Annotated in this window: 16 protein-coding genes and 1 pseudogene; 11 read left to right on the top strand and 6 right to left on the bottom strand. The window is 57.9% G+C overall.

Annotated features, from left to right (window positions below):
* The first annotated feature begins 20 nt into the window (after nucleotides 1-20).
* The 3 genes from C7378_RS04455 (at nucleotide 21) to C7378_RS04445 (ending at nucleotide 3,088) form a co-directional block, all read left to right on the top strand.
* A complete protein-coding gene (locus C7378_RS04455; protein ID WP_131992220.1) occupies nucleotides 21-890 on the top strand; it encodes an isocitrate lyase/PEP mutase family protein in 870 nt (289 codons plus the stop codon).
* A 7-nt stretch (nucleotides 891-897) separates the two neighbouring features.
* A complete protein-coding gene (locus C7378_RS04450; protein WP_243648063.1) occupies nucleotides 898-1,677 on the top strand; it encodes a sulfite exporter TauE/SafE family protein in 780 nt (259 codons plus the stop codon).
* Between the two features lie 181 nt (nucleotides 1,678-1,858).
* Nucleotides 1,859-3,088: a carboxypeptidase-like regulatory domain-containing protein gene (locus tag C7378_RS04445; protein WP_131992217.1), complete on the top strand. Its 1,230-nt coding sequence runs from the start codon at nucleotides 1,859-1,861 to the stop codon at nucleotides 3,086-3,088.
* A gap of 140 nt (nucleotides 3,089-3,228) precedes the next feature.
* On the opposite strand, the gene C7378_RS04440 is transcribed toward C7378_RS04445, so the two are convergent.
* A complete protein-coding gene (locus C7378_RS04440; RefSeq protein ID WP_131992214.1) occupies nucleotides 3,229-3,789 on the bottom strand; it encodes a hypothetical protein in 561 nt (186 codons plus the stop codon).
* Between the two features lie 15 nt (nucleotides 3,790-3,804).
* On the opposite strand from C7378_RS04440, the pseudogene C7378_RS17935 reads away from it, so the two are divergent.
* From C7378_RS17935 to C7378_RS04425, 3 genes and pseudogenes are all read left to right on the top strand, one after another.
* Nucleotides 3,805-4,359 (top strand): annotated as a pseudogene (locus tag C7378_RS17935) (AAA family ATPase).
* Between the two features lie 646 nt (nucleotides 4,360-5,005).
* Complete coding sequence (locus C7378_RS04430) at nucleotides 5,006-5,971, top strand: ArdC family protein (protein ID WP_131992211.1); 966 nt, start codon at nucleotides 5,006-5,008, stop codon at nucleotides 5,969-5,971.
* A 76-nt stretch (nucleotides 5,972-6,047) separates the two neighbouring features.
* The gene (locus tag C7378_RS04425; protein ID WP_131992208.1) at nucleotides 6,048-7,649 is read left to right on the top strand and encodes a ParB/RepB/Spo0J family partition protein; all 1,602 of its coding nucleotides are present in this window, start codon (nucleotides 6,048-6,050) and stop codon (nucleotides 7,647-7,649) included.
* A gap of 159 nt (nucleotides 7,650-7,808) precedes the next feature.
* Here the strand turns inward: C7378_RS04425 and C7378_RS04420 are convergent, their stop codons facing one another.
* From C7378_RS04420 to C7378_RS04410, 3 genes are all read right to left on the bottom strand, one after another.
* Nucleotides 7,809-9,458: a c-type cytochrome gene (locus C7378_RS04420; RefSeq protein WP_207901336.1), complete on the bottom strand. Its 1,650-nt coding sequence runs from the start codon at nucleotides 9,456-9,458 to the stop codon at nucleotides 7,809-7,811.
* A 28-nt stretch (nucleotides 9,459-9,486) separates the two neighbouring features.
* Entirely contained in the window at nucleotides 9,487-10,506 is a 1,020-nt protein-coding gene (locus C7378_RS04415; protein WP_243648062.1) for a YncE family protein, read from the bottom strand.
* 330 nt (nucleotides 10,507-10,836) lie between these two features.
* Nucleotides 10,837-13,731, bottom strand: a complete 2,895-nt coding sequence (locus C7378_RS04410) for a TonB-dependent receptor (protein ID WP_165876650.1) — start codon at nucleotides 13,729-13,731, stop codon at nucleotides 10,837-10,839.
* A gap of 294 nt (nucleotides 13,732-14,025) precedes the next feature.
* Between C7378_RS04410 and C7378_RS04405 the strand changes: the two genes are divergently transcribed.
* Entirely contained in the window at nucleotides 14,026-14,709 is a 684-nt protein-coding gene (locus C7378_RS04405) for a response regulator transcription factor (protein ID WP_131992202.1), read from the top strand.
* Nucleotides 14,706-16,133, top strand: a complete 1,428-nt coding sequence (locus C7378_RS04400) for a sensor histidine kinase (protein WP_131992199.1) — start codon at nucleotides 14,706-14,708, stop codon at nucleotides 16,131-16,133. Before C7378_RS04405 ends, C7378_RS04400 begins: the two co-directional genes overlap by 4 nt.
* A 218-nt stretch (nucleotides 16,134-16,351) precedes the next feature.
* Here C7378_RS04400 and C7378_RS04395 read toward each other — a convergent pair whose 3' ends face one another.
* Nucleotides 16,352-16,810: a MerR family transcriptional regulator gene (locus C7378_RS04395; protein ID WP_131992196.1), complete on the bottom strand. Its 459-nt coding sequence runs from the start codon at nucleotides 16,808-16,810 to the stop codon at nucleotides 16,352-16,354.
* A 62-nt stretch (nucleotides 16,811-16,872) separates the two neighbouring features.
* On the opposite strand from C7378_RS04395, the gene merT reads away from it, so the two are divergent.
* A complete protein-coding gene (gene merT, locus C7378_RS04390) occupies nucleotides 16,873-17,223 on the top strand; it encodes a mercuric ion transporter MerT (protein WP_131992193.1) in 351 nt (116 codons plus the stop codon).
* An 82-nt stretch (nucleotides 17,224-17,305) separates the two neighbouring features.
* On the opposite strand, the gene C7378_RS04385 is transcribed toward merT, so the two are convergent.
* A complete protein-coding gene (locus tag C7378_RS04385) occupies nucleotides 17,306-17,623 on the bottom strand; it encodes a hypothetical protein (RefSeq protein ID WP_131992190.1) in 318 nt (105 codons plus the stop codon).
* A 30-nt stretch (nucleotides 17,624-17,653) separates the two neighbouring features.
* Between C7378_RS04385 and merP the strand changes: the two genes are divergently transcribed.
* The gene (gene merP, locus C7378_RS04380) at nucleotides 17,654-17,944 is read left to right on the top strand and encodes a mercury resistance system periplasmic binding protein MerP (RefSeq protein ID WP_131992187.1); all 291 of its coding nucleotides are present in this window, start codon (nucleotides 17,654-17,656) and stop codon (nucleotides 17,942-17,944) included.
* Nucleotides 17,944-19,416, top strand: a complete 1,473-nt coding sequence (merA, locus tag C7378_RS04375; protein WP_207901334.1) for a mercury(II) reductase — start codon at nucleotides 17,944-17,946, stop codon at nucleotides 19,414-19,416. The genes merP and merA overlap by 1 nt, the downstream gene beginning before the upstream one ends.
* Nucleotides 19,417-19,478: the final 62 nt, after the last annotated feature.

Genomic DNA, 19,478 nt, shown 5'->3' with positions numbered 1-19,478 from the left:
GATTCCGAGGATTTTGTATCGTGCAATCAAAAAATACGCTTCATCAAAGATTCCAGGCGGGGGAGTTCATCGTTGCGCCCGGTGCATACGACTGCATTTGCGCCAACGCCGTTCAGCAAGCTGGTTTCCACGCGCTCTATATGACCGGCATGGGCACATCGCTCAGCAGGCTGGGTCTGCCAGATTATGGTCTGGCCACCATGTCTGAGATGGTTTCCAACGCCTCCGCCATAGCCTCCTCCATCGCCGTTCCTGTCATCGCCGACGCGGATACGGGATACGGCAATGAGTTGAACATGGTGCGTACTGTGCACGAATATGAACGGCATGGCATCGCGGCCATTCACATCGAAGACCAGGTATTTCCGAAGCGATGCGGCCACCTGGGCCAAAAGCAGGTTGTGCCGGCTGCGGAGTTTGTCAGTAAGATTCATGCGGCCGTCAATGCCCGTTCCAGCGAAGACTTCCTCATCATCGCCCGTACAGATGCCAACGCAGTGCATGGTTTTAATGACGCTGTGAGCCGCGCCAACGCAGCACTAGACATGGGTGCCGACTTCGCGCTGGTTGAAGCGCCGGAGACGATTGATCAGATGGAAGCCGTGCCCCGCCTCGTGCATGGACCATGCGTACTGAATGTTCTTGTGGGAGGCCGTTCGCCGCTGTTGCCGCTCCGCAAGATTCAGGAGATGGGATATCGCTGCGTGCTGCTTTCTGATCTGCTCTTGAATGCGGCTCTCGGCGCTTATGATCGCGCCCTGCAACGTACCCTCGCCATGCATGAGGTTCTACACCTCGACCCTACCGCTCCCCCATCGGCAATCTTCTCTCGCTTCGGCGCGGCAGCGTGGGACAGCGTTCGGGCGGACCGCATGAGCCGGCCAGAGTGAGCGCGGCTTGACACCTTTGCTCCTGGCGATGGCAGCCGCTTTCCTGGCCGGTGGCATAAACTCCGTCGCGGGCGGCGGCACGCTCATCACGTTTCCGGCGCTGCTGGCGCTCGGAGTACCGCCTATTGCGGCCAATGCAACTAGCACGGTCGCCATCTGGCCGGGCTCCATTGGCAGCGCCTGGGGCTTTCGCCGCGAGCTGCGGTCAGTGCGCCGTGGCATCTTCCTGCTGATCATTCCCACCCTTCTGGGCGGAACATGTGGTGCGCTGCTGTTACGGATGACTCCGGCCGCCGTATTCGCGCATCTGGTTCCGTTTCTGATCCTCCTAGCCACGGTGCTTTTCACTGTGCAGGCTCCGGTTCAGCGGCACATTCAGCGGGCGCTGGGGACAGCCTCCGTACCCAACGGCAGCCGCCACACTGCGGCGTGGAGGGCAGGCGCCTTTTCAGTGCAATTTGCCGTTGGCGTCTACGGCGGGTATTTCGGTGCAGGAATGAGCATCATGTTGCTGACCGTGCTTGCGTTTTTGGGGATGGACGACATTCTGCAGATGAACGGCGTTTCCAGCCTTTTGAGCCTGTGCGCCAACGGGGTGGCGTCGCTGGTGTTTGCGTCCGCGCACATGGTGGTCTGGTCGTACGTTGGCGCAATGATGGGAGCTGCGCTGTTTGGCGGATGGGCCGCGGCTGGTGTGGCGCGCCGGGTGGGTAAGCGAATGGTGCGCCACTTCGTGATCGTCGTGGGATTTACCATTGCTGCCCTTCTGTTCGTAAAAATGTTTTAGGAATCTTGAGTGAGTTTCTCAGATTGACCTTCGCCAATATGGGAGCTTCTCAAGCGGCTACAAGGCGGCAACAACGCTGGCAAGGGATACTACTGTGACATCCTTATTCGCAAGATTCGTCTCGCTGACTGCAAAGACGTCCTCCCTTGGCTTGTTCCTCTTGGGACATACTGTGTTGATCATGTGCATCAACGCTAATGCGCAGTCGCCTGCGCTGAATCACCGGAAGGCATTCACGGCAGAGGCTGCCACTCCCGCCTCACAATATCAGGTCTCATCTCTGGATCGAACCCTTGTCTCGACAACTCCAGTCCCGAACGAGCTTCCGGATGCTCCGAGCGCACGCATCCAGGCGGCTACGATGGAAGATCAAGCGAGTCCTGCGTCAGTCCCGGAAAGCATTCCTGGATCAGCGCACGATCTGAACGGCGGAAATGATCAAACGCACGAAGTCGAAGGTACAGCGCAAATTACCGGGGTTGTTTCGGATGCGCAAGGTGGTGCCGTGCCCGGTGCCGAGGTAGTCCTGACTTCACCGGGCAAAATGGGACGTGAGAGGAAGACCACCGCCGCGAGCGATGGGACGTTTAGCTTCACCAATCTTCCCGCGGGCAAGTTTCGGATGGTCGTCGCAGCACCCGGGTTCAGCGCTTATACCTCTTCTGAGCTTTCCGTGATCTCCGGAGAGACACTCCAAGCGCCAAAGATCACCCTCAACGTTGCTACCTCTTCCTCCGTCACTGTCTTCGCAAATGCCGATCAGATCGCTGAGGCTCAGGTCGAGGAACAGGAAAAGCAGCGCGTATTCGGCGTGTTTCAGAACTTCTATACCAGTTATATCTGGGATGCGCAGCCCATGTCCGCGAAGCAGAAGTACAGGCTGGCGTTCCGCACCATCATAGACCCAACGACCTTTGTTGTGCTTGCGGGAGTGGCGGGCGCGGAACAATATAACGGCACCTATCCTGGATATGGGCCCGGAATCGCGGGGTACGGAAAACGATATGGCGCAGCGCTGGCAGATTCGGTTTCCGGTCGAATCATCGGAAGCGCAATCCTGGCATCCTGGTTTCACCAGGATCCTCGCTACTTTTATCAGGGAACCGGCGGGATCCGCTCGCGAAGCTGGCATGCGCTAACTTCCGCAGTCGTAACCCGCGGAGACAACGGGAAGCTGCAACCCTACTACTGCCACCTTCTGGGGAATCTTGCGGCGGGGGGTATAGCGAACGCATATCATCCAGAATCCAGCCGAGGAGTGGGGCTAACTTTCCAAACCCTCGGCGTTACGACAGGCGCAAACGCAATAGGCAATCTCTTCAGAGAATTTGTTTTGCGAAGCCTAGAGCCATCGGTGCCTGGTTTTGCGAATGGTAAAAAGGTTTCCACCTCCACACCAAGTCACCCATGATCGCCCTCTGTGCCAACGCAGAGGGTGCCTCGCCGGGCACGGGCACTGAATGCGGCGGAACAGCAGATCGTGCTCCAATTGAATTTCGGCGTGTACATTTGTCCTGTCTCCGACTTGCGAATTTATTAGCCCAAAATCGCTCAGTTCCTGTTTTGCCTCTGGTCCAGGAAGTGGTGCCGGAAGCCGCCAGCCAAACCGAGGGAGTTTACAGGCTGGGGAAAAGTTCTGCAATGAATTCCGTAGATCAGAACACCATCCCTAAGCGGCTTAGCCAGGCTGCAATTTCGGCATTTGTGGCACGAATCAATTCGTGCCCTTTCAAAACTTCGCCACCAAGAGTTTTTCCGCAGCCGCTTTAGCCCCTGCTCACTCCTGCACCCAAAAACAACAAAGCCACCAGCCGCGGTTGCCGAAATAGCTTTTGGGTAACAGATTCCAAGGCGAGTCTGGAAGACGCGCCGCGAAACATCATCCTTCTTTTTTAATGATGTCACTTGCAATATCCATCCCGGAAACCCGAGATAGAAGGCTAAAATAAATGTACGCCCAGCCGTCTGGAAAGTTGCGTGAATTCCGTTATGAATTAAGGACCCCAGCAGCAGCACCCCCAGCTTTCCGAACTCCACATCCCAAGTCAGCAGAACCGCCGTGCAGCCGAGCGCCACGGCTGCGCTTACCTTGAATCCCGATTGCTTTTGCATGGAAAAACCTCCGCGATGGAGACGTTTATAATGACCAATCTCAATCTTTACGTCGTAACCGGAGGCCCTGGAACAGGGAAAACCACCGTTCTGAGAGAATTGGAGCGGAAAGGCTTTCCCTGTGTTCCAGAGGTGGCCAGACAACTCATCCAGGAACAGATGCAGACGGGCGGCAACGCCCTGCCGTGGGGGTGATCGAGACCAGTACGCGAGGCTGATGCTAGAGCGGTCTATCACTTCTTTCCGGGAGTACACACCAGCGTCGAGGATCACTTTTTGCGACGGGGCATTCCGGACACGCTCTGCTACCTGCGCCTGATTGGCCAGGACGGTGCCGAAGCTATGGCCGCGAGCACTATTTACCGCTATGCCCCGAAGGTGTTTCTTGCGCCAGCGTGGAGGGCGATTTACGCAACCGATGCTGAGCGCAAGCAATCTTGGGAAGAGGCCGTCAGAACCTCTGAGCTGATGGCGCGCGTATATGGGGAGTGCGGCTATCATGTGCTGGAGCTGCCGCTGTGCTCTCCAGAAGAACGGGCAGACTTCATCCTCTACAGCAGCGTCCGGTAGGGCCCTTGTTAGCCGCGCTGCTGGCAACGCCCTGCCGCGCGGGGTGATCGAGATACGCGAAGCTGATGCTAGTGTAGTGGCGTCAACGAAAATGCCTATTATCGGAACGAGCAGAAGCGCCAGAAAGTCACTGCAATTGTATAGGTCGCTTCTCTGTATCGGCCCGACAATAATCGACAGATTAGTGACGTGACGCTCTACACTAAAGCGGTCTATCGCATCTTTCCGGGAGCACACGCCGGGCAAGATTTCTTTGCTGCCGGTCAGTCAAAGGCCGAGGAGTTCACCACTCCGGTTCAAATGCATTCTCGAAACTTCTGAGATTTGCGCCCGAAATGCAAATCGTTCCTACGACACCTTCCCTGACTTGCGTAGGCGATAAGAGCAACCTTCTGAATTTCCTCTTTCGCGACGTGCTCCCGCTTCCGGCAACGGTCTAGCAGAGGCGGGAAGAACCCGTCAAGGGTCTCCGCTGCGCTCCGATGAACGCGCAACGACCGCGCGCCCCGGACTGAACCTTCCCGCCCCCGCCCGTTGCAAAAGCCATGAAGCGGGAGCACTCAACAAAAGAAATTCATGTTTCAGGCAGTGCTTCTCCTCATGCACGCAAATCGCCCACAGCGGGCAGCACAGAAGGAGCAACGTCATGGCATCGACTGTTACAACATTCGCAACAACCAGCAGCGCCGCGCCGCACAGCAAAAATGCGGCGCAGCAGAGCCGCAGCAACTCACCCTACCAGCAGCGCACCAGCCAGCGCGACAACCCCACGCAGCAGCTTATCAAGCAGGCCGTGGATTACCTCATCCAGCAGCTTGAAGCAGGCAAGAGCGAAACCTTGACCGCCTACCTGAACGCAATGGCGCAGTTCCATTCGTATTCCTTCGGGAACATTTTGCAGATCGCACGGCAGAAGCCCGACGCGACGCGCGTAGCAGGCATTCGCGCGTGGAACGAGTTGGGCCGTTACGTGAAGAAAGGCGAGAAAGGCATCCAGATTCTCGCGCCGATGATCGGCTACCGACGCAGGAAGAACGATGACACGGAGCAGGAGCCGACGCAGTTAAATGCGAATCAGGACGCGAAGCCCGCGCCCATGCTGATTGGCTTCCGCGCCGTGTACGTCTTCGACATCAGTCAGACCGAAGGCGCAGACCTGCCCGAACTGGAGCACGGCATCACCGGCGAGGTCGGCGCGTACCGCGACCGGATGCTGGACTTCCTTGCACGGCAGAACATCGCGCTTGAATTCAACGAGAAGATCGCTCCGGCTTTGGGTGTCAGCTACGGCGGCAAGATTGCTTTGCTGCCCGGTCAGTCGAAGGCCGAGGAGTTCACCACGCTGGTCCACGAGACGGCGCACGAGCTTCTGCATAAGGCCGAGCGGCGCACCATCACGACGCAAACCGTCCGCGAGACTGAGGCCGAGGCCGTGGCCTTCATCGTAGGCCGGGCGGTCGGGCTGGAGTTGGGAACCAGCAGCGCCGACTACATCCAGCTTTACCACGGCAACGCCGTGCTGCTGGCCGAAAGTCTGGAAGTCATCCAGCGCACCTCCGCCGTCATTCTCGCCGCACTACGCGCCGAGGAACCGGAGAACCCAGCCGCCTGATCCGCAACTCTACGGGCGGGTACGGGCCGTGCCCGCTCACGCTTTCACGCTCGACAACCTGATAAGGAGAATCACAATGACTACCGCAGTACAATCGCAATCGGAATATCGCAACCTGCCGATCCTCAGCCTCACCGAATCGGCATCGAACCCTCGCACCACCTTTGACGACAAGGCACTTGACGAACTCGCAGAGTCCATCAAGGCGCAGGGCGTGCTCTCCCCGCTGGTAGTTCGGCCCAAAGGAGGGCACAGCTACGAGATCGTTGCCGGAGCGCGGCGTTATCGCGCGGCGCAACGGGCCGGGCTGGAATACGTCCCTGTCCGCATTGCAGAACTCAGCGATGCGCAAGCGGTCGAAGTTAGCATCGTGGAAAACCTGCAACGCCGCGATGTGCATCCGCTGGACGAAGCGAACGGCTACGCCCGTTTGCTTGCGCTCGACGAGCCGAAGTATTCCATCGAACAAATTGCCGCCAAGTGCGGCAAATCTCCGGGATATGTACTCGCCCGCGTTCGCCTCGCACAACTTGCGCCTGCCGTGGTCGAAGCCTTCTCGAAAGACGAGATCGGCGTAGGCCATGCGCTCTTGCTGGCGAAGCTCCAACCGGAGCAGCAGGAGCAGGCCCTCGCCGCCTGCTATCAGGAAACCTACGGCAATGGCAGCAAGTCGAAGCGCATTCTGCTGCCTGTCCGTCATCTCCAGCAGTGGATTGAGCACAACATTCTGCTGGAGCTTGCCGCCGCTCCGTTCTCGAAAGAGGACGCGCAGCTTTTACCGGAAGCAGGTTCCTGCCTCGAATGCCCCAAACGCACGGGACACAACGTCCTACTGTTTGATGGCATCAGCCCACGGCATGACAGTTGCTCCGACCCGAACTGTTATGGCGCCAAACTGGAGATGCACGTCAAACAGGCCATCGCCACCAAACCCAAACTGGTACAGATCAGCACGGCCTATGGCAAACCCGCCGAAGGCAGCGCGGCGATTCCACGCAACCAGTATGTCGAACTCCGGCAGGACAAGCCGCAGAAGAAGGAGCAGCGCGACTGGCCGGAATACAAGACCTGCAAGTCCACTACCGAAGCTATCGTCACCGAAGGCAGCGAGAAGGGCGAACTCCGCAAAATCTGTGCCGACCCGAACTGCGCGATTCACCATCCGAAGAAGCAGAAGTCCACTGCCGACGCCAATTGGAAGGCCGAACAGGAAAAGCAGCGCCGCGAGGAAGCGCTGGCCCAAACCACCGGGCTGCGCGTCCTGAAAGCCATCGGCGAAGCGGTTCCCGTGCGGCTGATGAAGCGCGACCTGCTGTTTACTGTCGAACGGCTGACTGCCATGCTGGACGAGCGCAAACTCGCCATCCTCATCCGGCAGCATGAGATCGGCCAGCCGAAGGACACTGGCTCGCCAGCGAAACTGCTGTCGGCGCTTCTGCCGAAGGCCGAGGAAAGCAAGCTGGGGCGCATTTTGGTGGAGACAGTCATCTTGCTCTCCATGCGTACCGATACGGATACCGTAAAGGTGCTGCGCGATGCGGCTCAGACCTACAGGGTAGACATCGATGCAATCGCAGCAAAGGTCAAGCAGGAGTTCGCAGCTAAGGACAAAGCCAAAACCGCGAAGAAAGTCACGTCCAAGCTGCCAGCCAAAGCTGCGAAGAAAACCGCAGCATAACGATTAACTCCACAGGAACACTTTGCGGAGCCTTGTAAGTCACAGGCTCCGCATTTTCTTATGTCGCTGCCCGCCTGCCCGCCCTTGTCCGATGCCCCGGCCATCGCCGGGTCGGCATCTTCCTCCCGCCCGACGGGCAGTGACGAGAACACACGAGGCTTATCTGATTCGCCATGGCGAAACCTCCGACCAATGGCTCATTGCATTCTCGGCCCATGCCGTCGATTTGTCTGTGTGGCACGACGTGCATGGATTGGGAATCTTGTATTTGTCCGTCATGGCCGGTGAGATGAACCGGAAGGTATGGGCGTGAACGTAGGCTCCCGGGACGCCCTCTGATTCGATCTTTGGCATATGGCAGGCGACACATTGGCTTCCAGGGCTGCCGTCTTTATGATGGGTGTGCGCCTCCAGTGCGGCTTCGTGCGGCCCGTTTGGAGAATTCGGGCCATGACAATCCAGACAGATTTGGTTCGCAGGCTTGATGAGCTGCGCGTAGTTTCCCGTCCCATGCACGTCATGGCAATCGAAGCATGTGATGTTGTGCCGATACATCACGCTCTGCACAAAATCATTCCCCTGCATGCGGTTCTTGTGCGCCGTGCAATCCGGAAAATAATAGAAATCGGTCTGCCCAAGGGTGCAGTTTTCCAGTCTCCAGAAGTCCTGCAGCTTGAGACCGACATGATAGCCAACAGGCCAGTCGTAATATTTTCCCTCGATCGGATTGGTCAACGGCCGTCCCTGCGAGTGGCACTGGATGCAGGTGTCGTTCGCCGCCAGTGAATCCATCTGCGCCGGGTTCAGGATGTTGCTCCGTGTCGGATGTTCGACATGCGCGCTGCCGGGGCCGTGACAACGTTCACAGCCCACGTTCCATTCCGCCACCTGCTTGGTGTGGATGTTGTAATCGACGGAATGGCAACCGTCGCAGGTTGGGCCGGTGGGCCGCTGCATATTGTCCGGCGGGTAAAGATGCGCCCACCAATCGGCCCCGTGCGACGGAACAACGTATTTGAGCCATTTGCGATTGCCGATGTCCCACTGCACTGGCAACGGGTAGTAATTATCTCCAACTTTGGTGAAGTAGCGTTGTTTCCAGATGCTGCCGTAGACGAAGGCAACCTGCTCTTTGATGAACGGGGCTACATGGTTCGTCGCGAGATCGGGAAGGATGGCATCGGGATGCGTTCTCGGATCGCGCACCACCTTTGCCATCGGCGTCTTCTTCCAACGTTGATAAATATCTGCATGGCACTTGGCGCAGGCTTCGGAGCCGACATAGTGGGCCGAAGTGATGGTGGAGGTTTGCTGTTGCAACTCTGTTCCCGAAAGAGGGCGGAGGCTGCGCACGAAGAGCGCGAGTTCCCAGCTCTCCGGGCCGGAGACTCTATGCGGACTGCCGAGGGCTGGCATACCGCTGAGCTGAACCCCGTTCTCGATGATGTAGTGAATCTCGCCATCCGTCAGTTTTTGGGTCGCGGGAGCCCGCAGGTCCGGGACGCGCGGATACTCTTGCAAACCGATTTGTGTCCTGCCGCTGCCGTCAATCCCATGGCAGCCAGCGCACCGCATGAAAAACTCCTGACGCCCTTGTTCCAGTGCTTCGGAATCGCCGGTGAAGGGGTTCTTTCTATGTCGTTCCTGCCGGGGAATAGCCATGTTCCGCAGACCACGGGCCATGGTGGTCTCGAAGGCCGATGGCGTCGAAGTGGCACGGAAGCCCCGCAGCATGAAAAATGTCAGGCAGAGGATTCCGAGGACCAGGAATCCTAGGATCGTTGCGAGAATTGGCTTCCATGATCGCATCGCTGATTTCCTATGCCTCCGTCGCAGGCTACTTTTGACCAGCGGGCCGCATGATCCTCAATACGGGGTGCCCGTTGATGTCTTGCAACGGAAAATAGACGAGATGCGTCTCTGGATCGACGGCCACGGTATGCGCATGAGGCATGTTGAGGGAGCCGAGCAGAGTCAGTTTCCTGCCGCCGTATTGGAAAATCGTAACAGTCCCCGACTCGGCGGAGACATACAGCCGCTTCAGGCCCGAATCGAAGGCCAGCACATCGGGATCGTCACCCACATCATAGCTCGAAAGCATCTTCATGCTGTTCAAGTCCACCAGCGCCAGGGAATGGTTCTCCTCCCCTGCGATGAAGGCGAGATGGTCCGCCACATCGAGCGCGATGCCGTGCGGGTTTTCGATTCTGGGAAGCGGGTATCGGCCCAGGATTTTATCGGTGTTCGGGTCGATGGCGACAAGCAGGTTCAGGCCATGCACTGCTACCAGAATATGTCCCGATACCGGATCGTAGACGGTGTTTCCCGCGCCGCCGCCAAGGGGAATCGTGGTGGTCAGCGTGTTGTTCTTGGCGTCCACCACCGCATCTACGCCGCCATGCTCGTCGGAAACAAAAACCTTCTTTTGCTTTGGCGCGTAAGCAAGCCCGTCCGGGTAGTTGATCGGCCCCGCCGTGCCCACAATCTTCAGCGTTTGCGTATCGACGGCTGCGACCTGATGCTTTCCCGTGACCGAGGCATACAGCCGATGCACCTCGGGCGCGGCAAAGACGCCATGCACCCGCTGGAAGCCGGCGAGGTTGGCGATCACTCTTCTGGCCCGCACATCGAAGACGACGAGTTGGTCAGCGTTCATGTGTGCGATATAGAGGCGGCCATTCACCGTATCGAGACTTTGATAATCGAACCGAACTGCGGCTCCGGGCATCGGCACATCGGCGACTACGGTCAACAGTTTATCGACAGGTTTCGCGGACTGCGCGAGAGCCATAACGGGAACGAGCACCAGGGCTGCGGCCATGCAGCTTGTAAGCATGTTGTTTCGACGGTTGATCATTCTGGATTCCATCCTATGCTGAGCGCAACAACTCTCCGATACTTTGTGGATGAGCTTCAATCATTCGGGCTGATAAAAGACTGCTTACGGCGCAGCCGAAGCATCAGAAAGCCCAACTCTACGGTTATAGTCGCAGTCGTCGGAACGGAACACTGAAGATGTCCTGAAGATTTCCTTACTTCGCCGTAAGGGGATCGTGAGCAAAACTTCAGAAAATTCCGGCACGATGCCTTTGAATACCAGAAGGAGGACATGAACCATGCAGATTCTTACGATCGAAGACGAACCGGAACTCGATTCCTGGTGCATGCTTCTCGACAGCATGTGCTATCAAAAGCTCAGCGCTACGCCTACGTCGACCAGTCGATTGGCAACGGGATTGCCGACCTGCGCGGAATAAACCCCGGTGGCGAGCGCGATCGATTGGCCAAAGAGCGGCGAGCCAAGAACATTCACCGGCGTGGCAAGATTGACGTTATTCAGCGCATTGAGGACAGATACACCTAGCGTCAGAGCGTAACGGCGGTTCGTTGCCCCACCGAGGCTTGTGCCGCCGCCGCTGCTCAGGCCGCGTCCGCCAAGGCCATGATCCGGCCCCCCTTCTGTTTCGGGTGCGGAACCTTCACCGCCATGCTTCTCCCCGACCTTAGGACCCAATCCAAACGTCCGGCTGAGCCGCACGTTCAACATGAAATTATTCGGCCCGGTTTCTGTGTTGGGACGGATGGGGGTATCGTTTGGGCCCGGAGCGGTATTGAAAGAGCCATACTTTGTTACGACCACGTTGGCTGGAGGTGTTGAGGCGGTTGCCGGCGCTGGTCGAGCGTCGTATACGCCGGTTCCATAAATATCCTGCGGAAGCTGGATGCTGAACGGCTGCCCGGAACTCGCGATGAGCATAGGGCTGAGTCGGAAGGCGTATGGCGCGACAAAGCTGCCCCCGATAACAACGCGATGGCGAATGTCAAAGCTGGTGCGCCCATAGTCCTGGGAAAGATCGTAGGGGTTGGTCTGGAAGCTGAATTCTCCGGCAGGGCTGCTCTGCAGGTTCAATCCCGCCTCGCCATGAGCATTGTTGAAGACGTAGTAGCCGAACAGTGAGACCCTGCTTGTCTGGACATGGATGTTCGCAACCAATTGCGTCTGCTTGTAGATGGCAGTGGATTCGTAGTTGTAGATGTTGCCGGCGGCGTTGCCGAGAGGCCTGACACCGCTGGTCGGATCGGCGGGATTGAAAGTTCCAGGCAATGGCGCGTTGATGTCATTCGCCAGAAACTGGTGAACTCCGCGAGAGTTCACATAGGTGAGTGACGCTGTTGTGCTACCCGACAGTTGTCGTTCCACGCTTACCGCAGTATCCATGTCATAAGGGAAGACAAGATTGGGGGCAATTTGAAAGGTCGTAGGCACCGAGGTTGCGGCCCCCGTCAGTTCCGAGAGAGGCGGCGGAGTCGGGTAAAAATCAGGATTATTCACGAGGTAAGTTCTCTGGTTGATCCCGTTCATCCGTTGCGCGATGATCATGTGATCGTCATCAAGATGCGTATAGAAGATGCCCCAGCCTGCTCGCAGCACCGTTTTGGTGTTCGAGCTGCGGCCCAGACCCCAGGAAACGCCGATCCGAGGCGCCCAATTGAACTTCCTGCTGACGTAATTTTCCGATTCAAAGCGCAGGCCGTAGCTGGCCATCAGATGCGGCGTGACGCTCCAGTCGTCGTTGACGAAGAGGTCACCGTCAATACGATTGATCGAGGCCCGAAGATTGCCTCCCGTGATACTGAACTGGCTGGGGCCATATCCTGCGGCCTGAATCTGGGCCATGGTCATGCCGTTCTGCAACCCTTGCAATGTTTTCTGGTAATCCGTCAGTGAGTTGAACGTGAATGTGCCGTTGAACCCTCCGTTGGTGGACTCGCTGCGGGGCAGGTCGAGCAGAGTACCGCCGAACTCAATCTGGTGCTTGCGGAAAGTCAGGGTCGAATAGTTTTGAATGGTGTAGTGGGTCTCGGAGCGGTTGAAGGTGCCGGAGCTGTCGCCGCCTCCAGTGAATGCGCCGAGAACCTGTATCGTTGGCGAGAAGTCCTGCGGTGTCTGCGTATTGTGGAAATGGAGATATTGAAAGAAGGTCTGATTGATCAGGCGGGGGCTCAAAACCTGAGTGTCGATAATTTGGACATTCTGGTGATGAAAAGTCCGGTCATAGGCTTGCGAGGGAAGCGACTGCGTGTCGATGCCGTCGTTGCGATCGCTGATTGCGTAATAGCGATAGCTTGCGCTGAGGGTGTTGTTCGCGCTGAGCTGAATATCCACGTGCGGGCTTACGTTGGTAAGGATGCGAGGATTCAGAACCGAAGTCACATACGGGACGACATTCAGACTGGAGTCGAGAATGTCCGTATTCACGAGGCTGGCCCGGTTGATATTGCGACGCTGAAAGTCGAAAAAAAACGATGCATTCTTCCAGAGCGGGCCGCTGAGGTCTGCGTCCCAGAGCCAGGTGTGGTAAGACGGCGGCGGCACATTGGAGGCGGAGAGAAACGTGCTCACGGCATTCATCACCGAGTCGTTGTATTCGCTCGATGCATCCCCGTGGAAAGCTGCCGCACCCGGTTTGGTGAAGATATCGATCCGTCCGTACCCCAGACGGTCGTTTTCCGCAGTAAAAGGATTGGAGTTGACGCGAATCTCGCGGATCGCCGATTTGGGCGGCATATCGCTGCCCGTCATGCCATTGACGTAAATCTCAGCGCCGCTCGCACCGACCGAAGGGCCAGCCAGTGTTGTTATCTGGTTCTGCAGTTCGTCCGGGTCATTGGAAAGGGCATTCATGTTGTTTCCCGAGACGGCCACGGCAGAGGCGTTGGACTGAGGAGAAACGTCCAGCAGCGGAGCGTTTCCCTGAACGACAACCTGTTGCGCCTGGGCTGCGATGGAAAGATCGATGTCCAGGGTGACGAAGCGTCCTGTGCCCGAAATGGCGACCTGCTTGACGGCTCTCTGAAACCCCTCCGCCTCCGCCGTTACCTGGTATCGCCCGGCAGTCAGGCCTGTAACTCGATAGTGTCCTTCCCCATCGGACTGCACTGTGCGCGCAAGTCCCGAAGGCTGCGGCTCAACAACGACTGACGCACCCGGCATCACAGCTCCAGAGGGATCGATGACACGGCCTTGCAGGCCGCCGAGCCGCTGGGCATACGCCCCGCCGCACATCCAAATAGTCAGCACAAGTGCGCGAATGCAAGGGCAGAGATTTTCGCTGAATGATCGGAGGAATTTGAACCGCATAGAAGATAAAAGATTCCCGCTGCAAGGCCCTTGAAAGCCAGCAAAATAAAGCTGATGGCTTGATCTCTGCGCAACAACATAAAACATCGACTGTCTTTGTTTATAGTCGCAATTATCAAAGCCAATCCTGAAGATGGCCTGAAGATTTTCTTACTTCGCCGTCAGGATATCTTCAGCAAGAGTTCAGAACATTTCGGCGCGATGTGTTTGTATACCGGAAGGAGGACATGAACGATGCAGATTCTTGTGGTTGAAGACGAACCGAAGGTCGGCCACGCCGTGCAGGAAGGCTTGCAGGCTGAAGGCTACGAAGTCGTCCTAGCTGGGACCGGAGAGGAAGGATTCTTTCTCGCCAGCAGCCGCGCGTTTGATCTGATCGTACTGGACATCATGCTGCCGGGCCGTGATGGCTTGGAGGTGCTGGCGGCGCTTCGCAGACAGAATTCGGGTGTCCAGGTACTGATCCTCACTGCGAAGGACGCGATCGAAGATCGCGTCGCCGGATTGGATACAGGAGCCGACGATTATCTGGTGAAACCCTTCGCGTTCCCGGAGTTGAGCGCTCGCATTCGAGCGCTGTTGCGTAGGGGAAAGGCAGAACCGGCGACGCCGCTCAGAATCGGCGCTCTTGAGATCGATCCGGTAAACCGGACGGTGTTGCGGAAAGGGCTGTGCCTGGAGTTGACGGGCCGGGAGTTTGAATTGCTGGAGTTTCTGGCACGCAACAAAGGCCGGGTCGTCTCCCGCGAAATGCTGGCGCGCGATGTTTGGAAAGAGCCGGGACGGGCCACGCCGCTCGACAACGTCATCGACGTACACATCGCACGCTTGCGAAAAAAACTGGACGATCCCTTCGAGGTCAAGATGCTGCACACTATCCGCGGCGTCGGGTTCATTCTCAACGAGGAAACGCCATGAAGAGAATACTCGCCAGAACACTGCGGGTGAGGCTGACCTTGCTCTACGGCGTCCTGCTGGCTGTCGGGCTTGCGTTCTATGCGGCAGGAACCTCTGTCTATCTTCTGCACAACTTGAGAAAGCAACAGGACGCAAGCCTGGGCCGTGAGATCGAAACGGTGGAAGGACTCATCACGGTGTCGCCAGATGGCGAAGTGGAACTGCGCTCGGAGGAAGGTGAAGCGCGCGAAGGAGGATCCGAACAGGGGTACCTGTTGGAGATATGGACCGCTGGCGGAAAACCGATGTATCTGAGCGATGCGCTGGAGGGGTCTCCGCTGGGTCCGGCTCCGGACGCGGCGCAGAAACCGTTCGACCGCTCTCCGCGCACATATCGTCTGCGGAATGGCACGAGAGTGCGAGTCGAATCGCGAACGCACCAGATCGAAGGGCAGTCGATTCTGCTTCGGCTTGGTGTCAGCGAGGAGCCGCTGTGGGATGAATTCTGGGACATGGTCTCGGTGCTGGCCATCGGCCTTCCGGTCACGGTGCTGCTGATCGGCTTGGCCGGGTATGCGGTTGCCGGGCAGGCCCTGCAGCCGGTGGAGGAGATGGCGCAACGGGCCAGGAAGATCAGCGCAGAATCCCTCAATGAACGTCTGACCGTACAAGACCCGGAGGATGAGCTGGGCCGTCTTGGACTCGCTTTCAATGAGACGCTGGCTCGCCTGGAGAAGTCCTTTGAGCAACTTCGCCGCTTCACGGCGGATGCGTCTCACGAGCTGCGCACGCCCCTGACCGCGATTCGGAGCGTGGGCGAAGTCGCATTGCAGAACACGGGAGATGCAGCGTATTACCGTGACATCATCGGCAGCATGTTGGAGGAAGTAAGTCGTCTCACCCGCCTGGTCGAAAGCCTGCTGACCATGTCGAGGGCCGACGCCGGGCAGATTCAACTGCAACGCACAAGCATCAAAGTCCTCGATCTGGCGAAGGAGTCGGCGGCGTTGCTCGAAGTGCTTGCGGAGGAAAAGCGGCAAACAGTCGCGGTGGAGGGAGATCCATCTCTCACCGTGCGTGGCGACCGGCTCATTCTGCGCCAGGCGTTGATCAATCTCATCGACAACGCGGTGAAGTATTCCCCATCCGGCGGAACCATTGCAGTGCGGGTGCGGGCAAACGGCAAAGACGTCTTGATCGAGGTGCGGGACAGCGGCCCCGGCATCCCGGAAGAGCATGCCGGCAAAATATTCCAGCGTTTCTATCGAATAGACAAGGCGCGCACCCGCGCCGAAGGCGGAGCAGGTCTCGGCCTGTCGATCGCGGAGTGGGCCGTGTCCGCCAATGGCGGGAGGATCGAGCTTCACTCCGAAGCAGGCCGGGGCTGCACATTCATCCTGCGCCTTCCCTTGAACACGGCGGAGAACCCTGAGCCGAACGCATGACACGATCCGCGCCATGGCGCGAGCATTGGCTTAAACATGATGATGAGAATTTGGTTGTTTGTTGTGTGTGTGGAGTTGTTGGAGTACGAACCTCCGGCTCCAATACGAATATAAGCCGGACAGCTTTCTCCATGTCATCTACAACCAGGGAAGTCAATTTATTAGCACGGAGGCTGGCAATCCTAACCTTCCATCCCAGAAGACCTTCACGGTAAAACTCACATACTCTTTTTTGCGCTGAGGATTGGCGCGGGCGTGGAGTTCAACCGCAATTCATTATTGTTGTGAGCAAGTGATTGGATGATCGGGCAGGTGCCGCGCTGATGTTTGCGTTCACACTGCCGAACCAATTGCTGCAAGGCATCGCGGATGGATGCGAGTCCCGCGATCTTTTGTTCGACGACGTGCAGCTTTTCCTGCGCCAGGTCGTGCGTCACGCTGCACGTTTGCGGTCCGTCCAACCGGAGCAGACCGGCAATATCCTCCAGATTGAAGCCGAGCGTCTGCGCCCGCTTGATGAAGCGGATGCGCCACGCATCGCCCTCCGCATATTCCCGATACCCGGACATGGGCCGCTCCGGCTCCGGCAACAACCCGGAGCGCTGATAAAAGCGGATGGTTTCCACTCCCACTCCCGCCGTCTCCGCCAACTTTCCGATGGTCATTCGTGATTTCATGCTTGACTCCGTACCCATGTACGGAGATTACTCTGTTTTTATTGCGGAGGAAAAGAAAGCGCATGGCATCGGAGAAATCCAAATCTGGCACGCTGGCGTTGGGTGGACTGGCGGCGATTCTTGCTTCGACGTGCTGCCTGGGGCCGCTGGTGCTGATTGCCCTGGGCTTTAGCGGTGCATGGATCGGAAACCTGGCGATGCTGGAACCCTATCGCCCGCTATTCATCGGCGTGGCGCTGGTCGCTTTGTTCTTTGCCTGGCGGCGCATCTATCGACCCGCCGAGAAATGCCTGCCAGGCGAAGTCTGCGTGTTGCCTCGGACCAAACGCGTTTACGAAATTCTGTTCTGGGTGGTTGCCGTACTGGTGGTGATCGCGTTCACCTTCCCATACATTGCGCCACTCTTCTACTGAGGGAAACGAGATACCCATGCCTGGCCCAAACCACAAACCAACCGATCTTGCCTGCGGCCGCTTCACAGTTCTCCTTTGGTGGCTACCCGTCATCGCTCTCGTTGTCGGGGCCAACTGGCCGAAGTTCGAGTTGCTGCTCTGGATTCCCGCCTTCCTGGTTATGGGTGTGGCCTGCCTTGCGAACGCCGCGCGATGCGGGCGGGTGCATTGCTATGTCACAGGGCCGCTTTTTCTGGTCGCGGCCGTATACGTTGCCTTGTGGGGTTTCCATCTTGTGCCGATGCAGCCCAATATCTTCCTGGGTTCCATCGTCGGGGTATTCCTGCTTGCCCGTCTCGCGGAAGTCCCCCTCGGCAAGTATAGAAAGAGCGCCTGTGCGAGTCAGTAAAGGCCCGCTCATGAAAAACATTCTGAAATAAGGAGATTTACCATGAAATCCAACAAATTCGTACTTCCAGTCCTGCTGCTGGCCGCATCGCTTCCCGCCCTGGCGGCCACTCGTACCGTAACGCTCGCGGTTCCTGGCATGACCTGCCCGGTATGCCCGATCACAGTGAAAAGGGCGCTCAAGACCGTTTCCGGTGTTTCCAAGGTCGATGTGAGCTACGCGAAGAAAGAGGCTGTCGTCACATACGATGACGCCAAAACCAGCGTGACCGCGTTGACGAAAGCGACGGCGGACGCCGGGTATCCCTCGAAACTGGAAGGAACGACGAAGTAATGTCAGCCAAAGGCATGCTTTCCAGAATCGGCTCTGTCCTGAAGGAAGAAGACTGCTGCGCTGTGCCGCGCTCAAAACCGCTCAAGGTCGCCATCGTCGGCAGCGGCGGCGCGGCCTTCGCCGCCGCTATCCGCCTGCAGGAAGGTGGCGCAGAGGTGACGATGGTGGAGCGCGGCACAACCGGAGGCACCTGCGTCAACATTGGCTGCGTGCCCTCCAAGATTCTTATCAGCGCCGCACATGTCGCGCACGTGCGAGCCTCCAGTCCGTTCGATACGGGCATCTCCGCCGCTCCGCCGGTTGTGAATCGAGCTGCCTTGCAGGCCCAGCAGCAGGCGCGCGTCGAGGAACTACGCAGCGCGAAATACGAATCGATCATCGAGAACAGTGCGAATATCCGCCTGATTCAGGGCGAGGCGCGATTCCAGGACGACCACACGCTGCGGATCCGTGGTGCCGATGGCCGAGAACAATCTCTCGCGTTTGATCGAGCGTTGATCGCCTCCGGCGCGTCTCCGGCAATTCCGCCGGTGCCCGGCCTCAACAACACGCCCTACTGGACCTCCACAGAAGCCCTTGCGGCGCAGGAGCTGCCGGAACACCTGATTGTGTACGGCGGCTCTTACGTTGCGCTGGAGCTGGCGCAGGCATTTCTGCGTCTGGGCAGCCGGGTCACCCTGATCGTTCGCTCCAGGATTCTTTCGCGCAGCGACCACGCAATTGGCGACGCGATCCAACAAATTCTGATCGACGAAGGTATGCGCATTCTCACCGGCAGACAGATCGAGCAGGTTCAGCACGACGGCCATCAATTCACAGTTGAAGCCGGCGGCGAACATATTGTTGGCGATCGTCTTCTGATTGCGACCGGACGACGGCCCAATACCGCCAGCCTTGGTCTGGAGCATGCAGGCGTGCTGACCAATGAAAACGGCGCGATTCCCGTCGACGAGTTTCTGCGTACCTCCAATCCGAATATCTACGCCGCGGGCGATTGCACCACCAACCCGGAGTATGTTTACGTTGCCGCCGCTGCTGGAACAAGGGCTGCAATGAACCTGCTCGGTGGAAACGAACGGCTGGATTTATCGGTCGTGCCAGGCGTGGTATTCACTGATCCGCAGATTGGAACAGTCGGCCTGGATGAATCCGCAGCCCGTGAGAGCGGATTCCGTGTGGACACTCGAACCCTTACGCTGGACAACGTGCCGCGGGCTCTCGCTAACTTCGATACGCGCGGATTTATCAAGCTGGTTGCGGAAGTAGAAAGCGGCAGGCTTCTCGGAGTACAGGCCGTGGCCTCGCAGGCAGGGGAGCTGATCCAGACCGCAGCGCTGGCCATTCGGACGCAAATGACCGTGAATGATCTTGCTGGTCAACTCTTTCCGTATCTCACGATGGTGGAAGGACTCAAGCTGGCAGCGCAGACGTTTACCAAAGACGTCAAACAGCTTTCCTGCTGCGCCGGATAAGGAGGGCGCACCTGCGCGAGAAGTAATCTGTTGCGGCTACGTTTTGGACGCGCTTAACAGGA

Source organism: Acidipila rosea (genome assembly GCF_004339725.1).
GTDB lineage: Bacteria > Acidobacteriota > Terriglobia > Terriglobales > Acidobacteriaceae > Acidipila > Acidipila rosea.
This window is presented reverse-complemented; position numbering and strand designations above follow the sequence as displayed.

Bases quoted from the DNA above. Each gene is read 5' to 3' on its own strand.
- C7378_RS04445 (WP_131992217.1), top strand. From the start codon at position 1,859: ATGTGCATCAACGCTAATGCGCAGTCGCCTGCGCTGAATCACCGGAAG.
- C7378_RS04395 (WP_131992196.1), bottom strand. From the start codon at position 16,810: ATGAAATCACGAATGACCATCGGAAAGTTGGCGGAGACGGCGGGAGTG.
- C7378_RS04405 (WP_131992202.1), top strand. From the start codon at position 14,026: ATGCAGATTCTTGTGGTTGAAGACGAACCGAAGGTCGGCCACGCCGTG.
- merA (WP_207901334.1), top strand. From the start codon at position 17,944: ATGTCAGCCAAAGGCATGCTTTCCAGAATCGGCTCTGTCCTGAAGGAA.
- C7378_RS04385 (WP_131992190.1), bottom strand. From the start codon at position 17,623: ATGAGCGGGCCTTTACTGACTCGCACAGGCGCTCTTTCTATACTTGCC.
- C7378_RS04425 (WP_131992208.1), top strand. From the start codon at position 6,048: ATGACTACCGCAGTACAATCGCAATCGGAATATCGCAACCTGCCGATC.
- C7378_RS04400 (WP_131992199.1), top strand. From the start codon at position 14,706: ATGAAGAGAATACTCGCCAGAACACTGCGGGTGAGGCTGACCTTGCTC.
- C7378_RS04415 (WP_243648062.1), bottom strand. From the start codon at position 10,506: ATGATCAACCGTCGAAACAACATGCTTACAAGCTGCATGGCCGCAGCC.
- merT (WP_131992193.1), top strand. From the start codon at position 16,873: ATGGCATCGGAGAAATCCAAATCTGGCACGCTGGCGTTGGGTGGACTG.
- merP (WP_131992187.1), top strand. From the start codon at position 17,654: ATGAAATCCAACAAATTCGTACTTCCAGTCCTGCTGCTGGCCGCATCG.
- C7378_RS04430 (WP_131992211.1), top strand. From the start codon at position 5,006: ATGGCATCGACTGTTACAACATTCGCAACAACCAGCAGCGCCGCGCCG.
- C7378_RS04440 (WP_131992214.1), bottom strand. From the start codon at position 3,789: ATGCAAAAGCAATCGGGATTCAAGGTAAGCGCAGCCGTGGCGCTCGGC.
- C7378_RS04420 (WP_207901336.1), bottom strand. From the start codon at position 9,458: ATGCGATCATGGAAGCCAATTCTCGCAACGATCCTAGGATTCCTGGTC.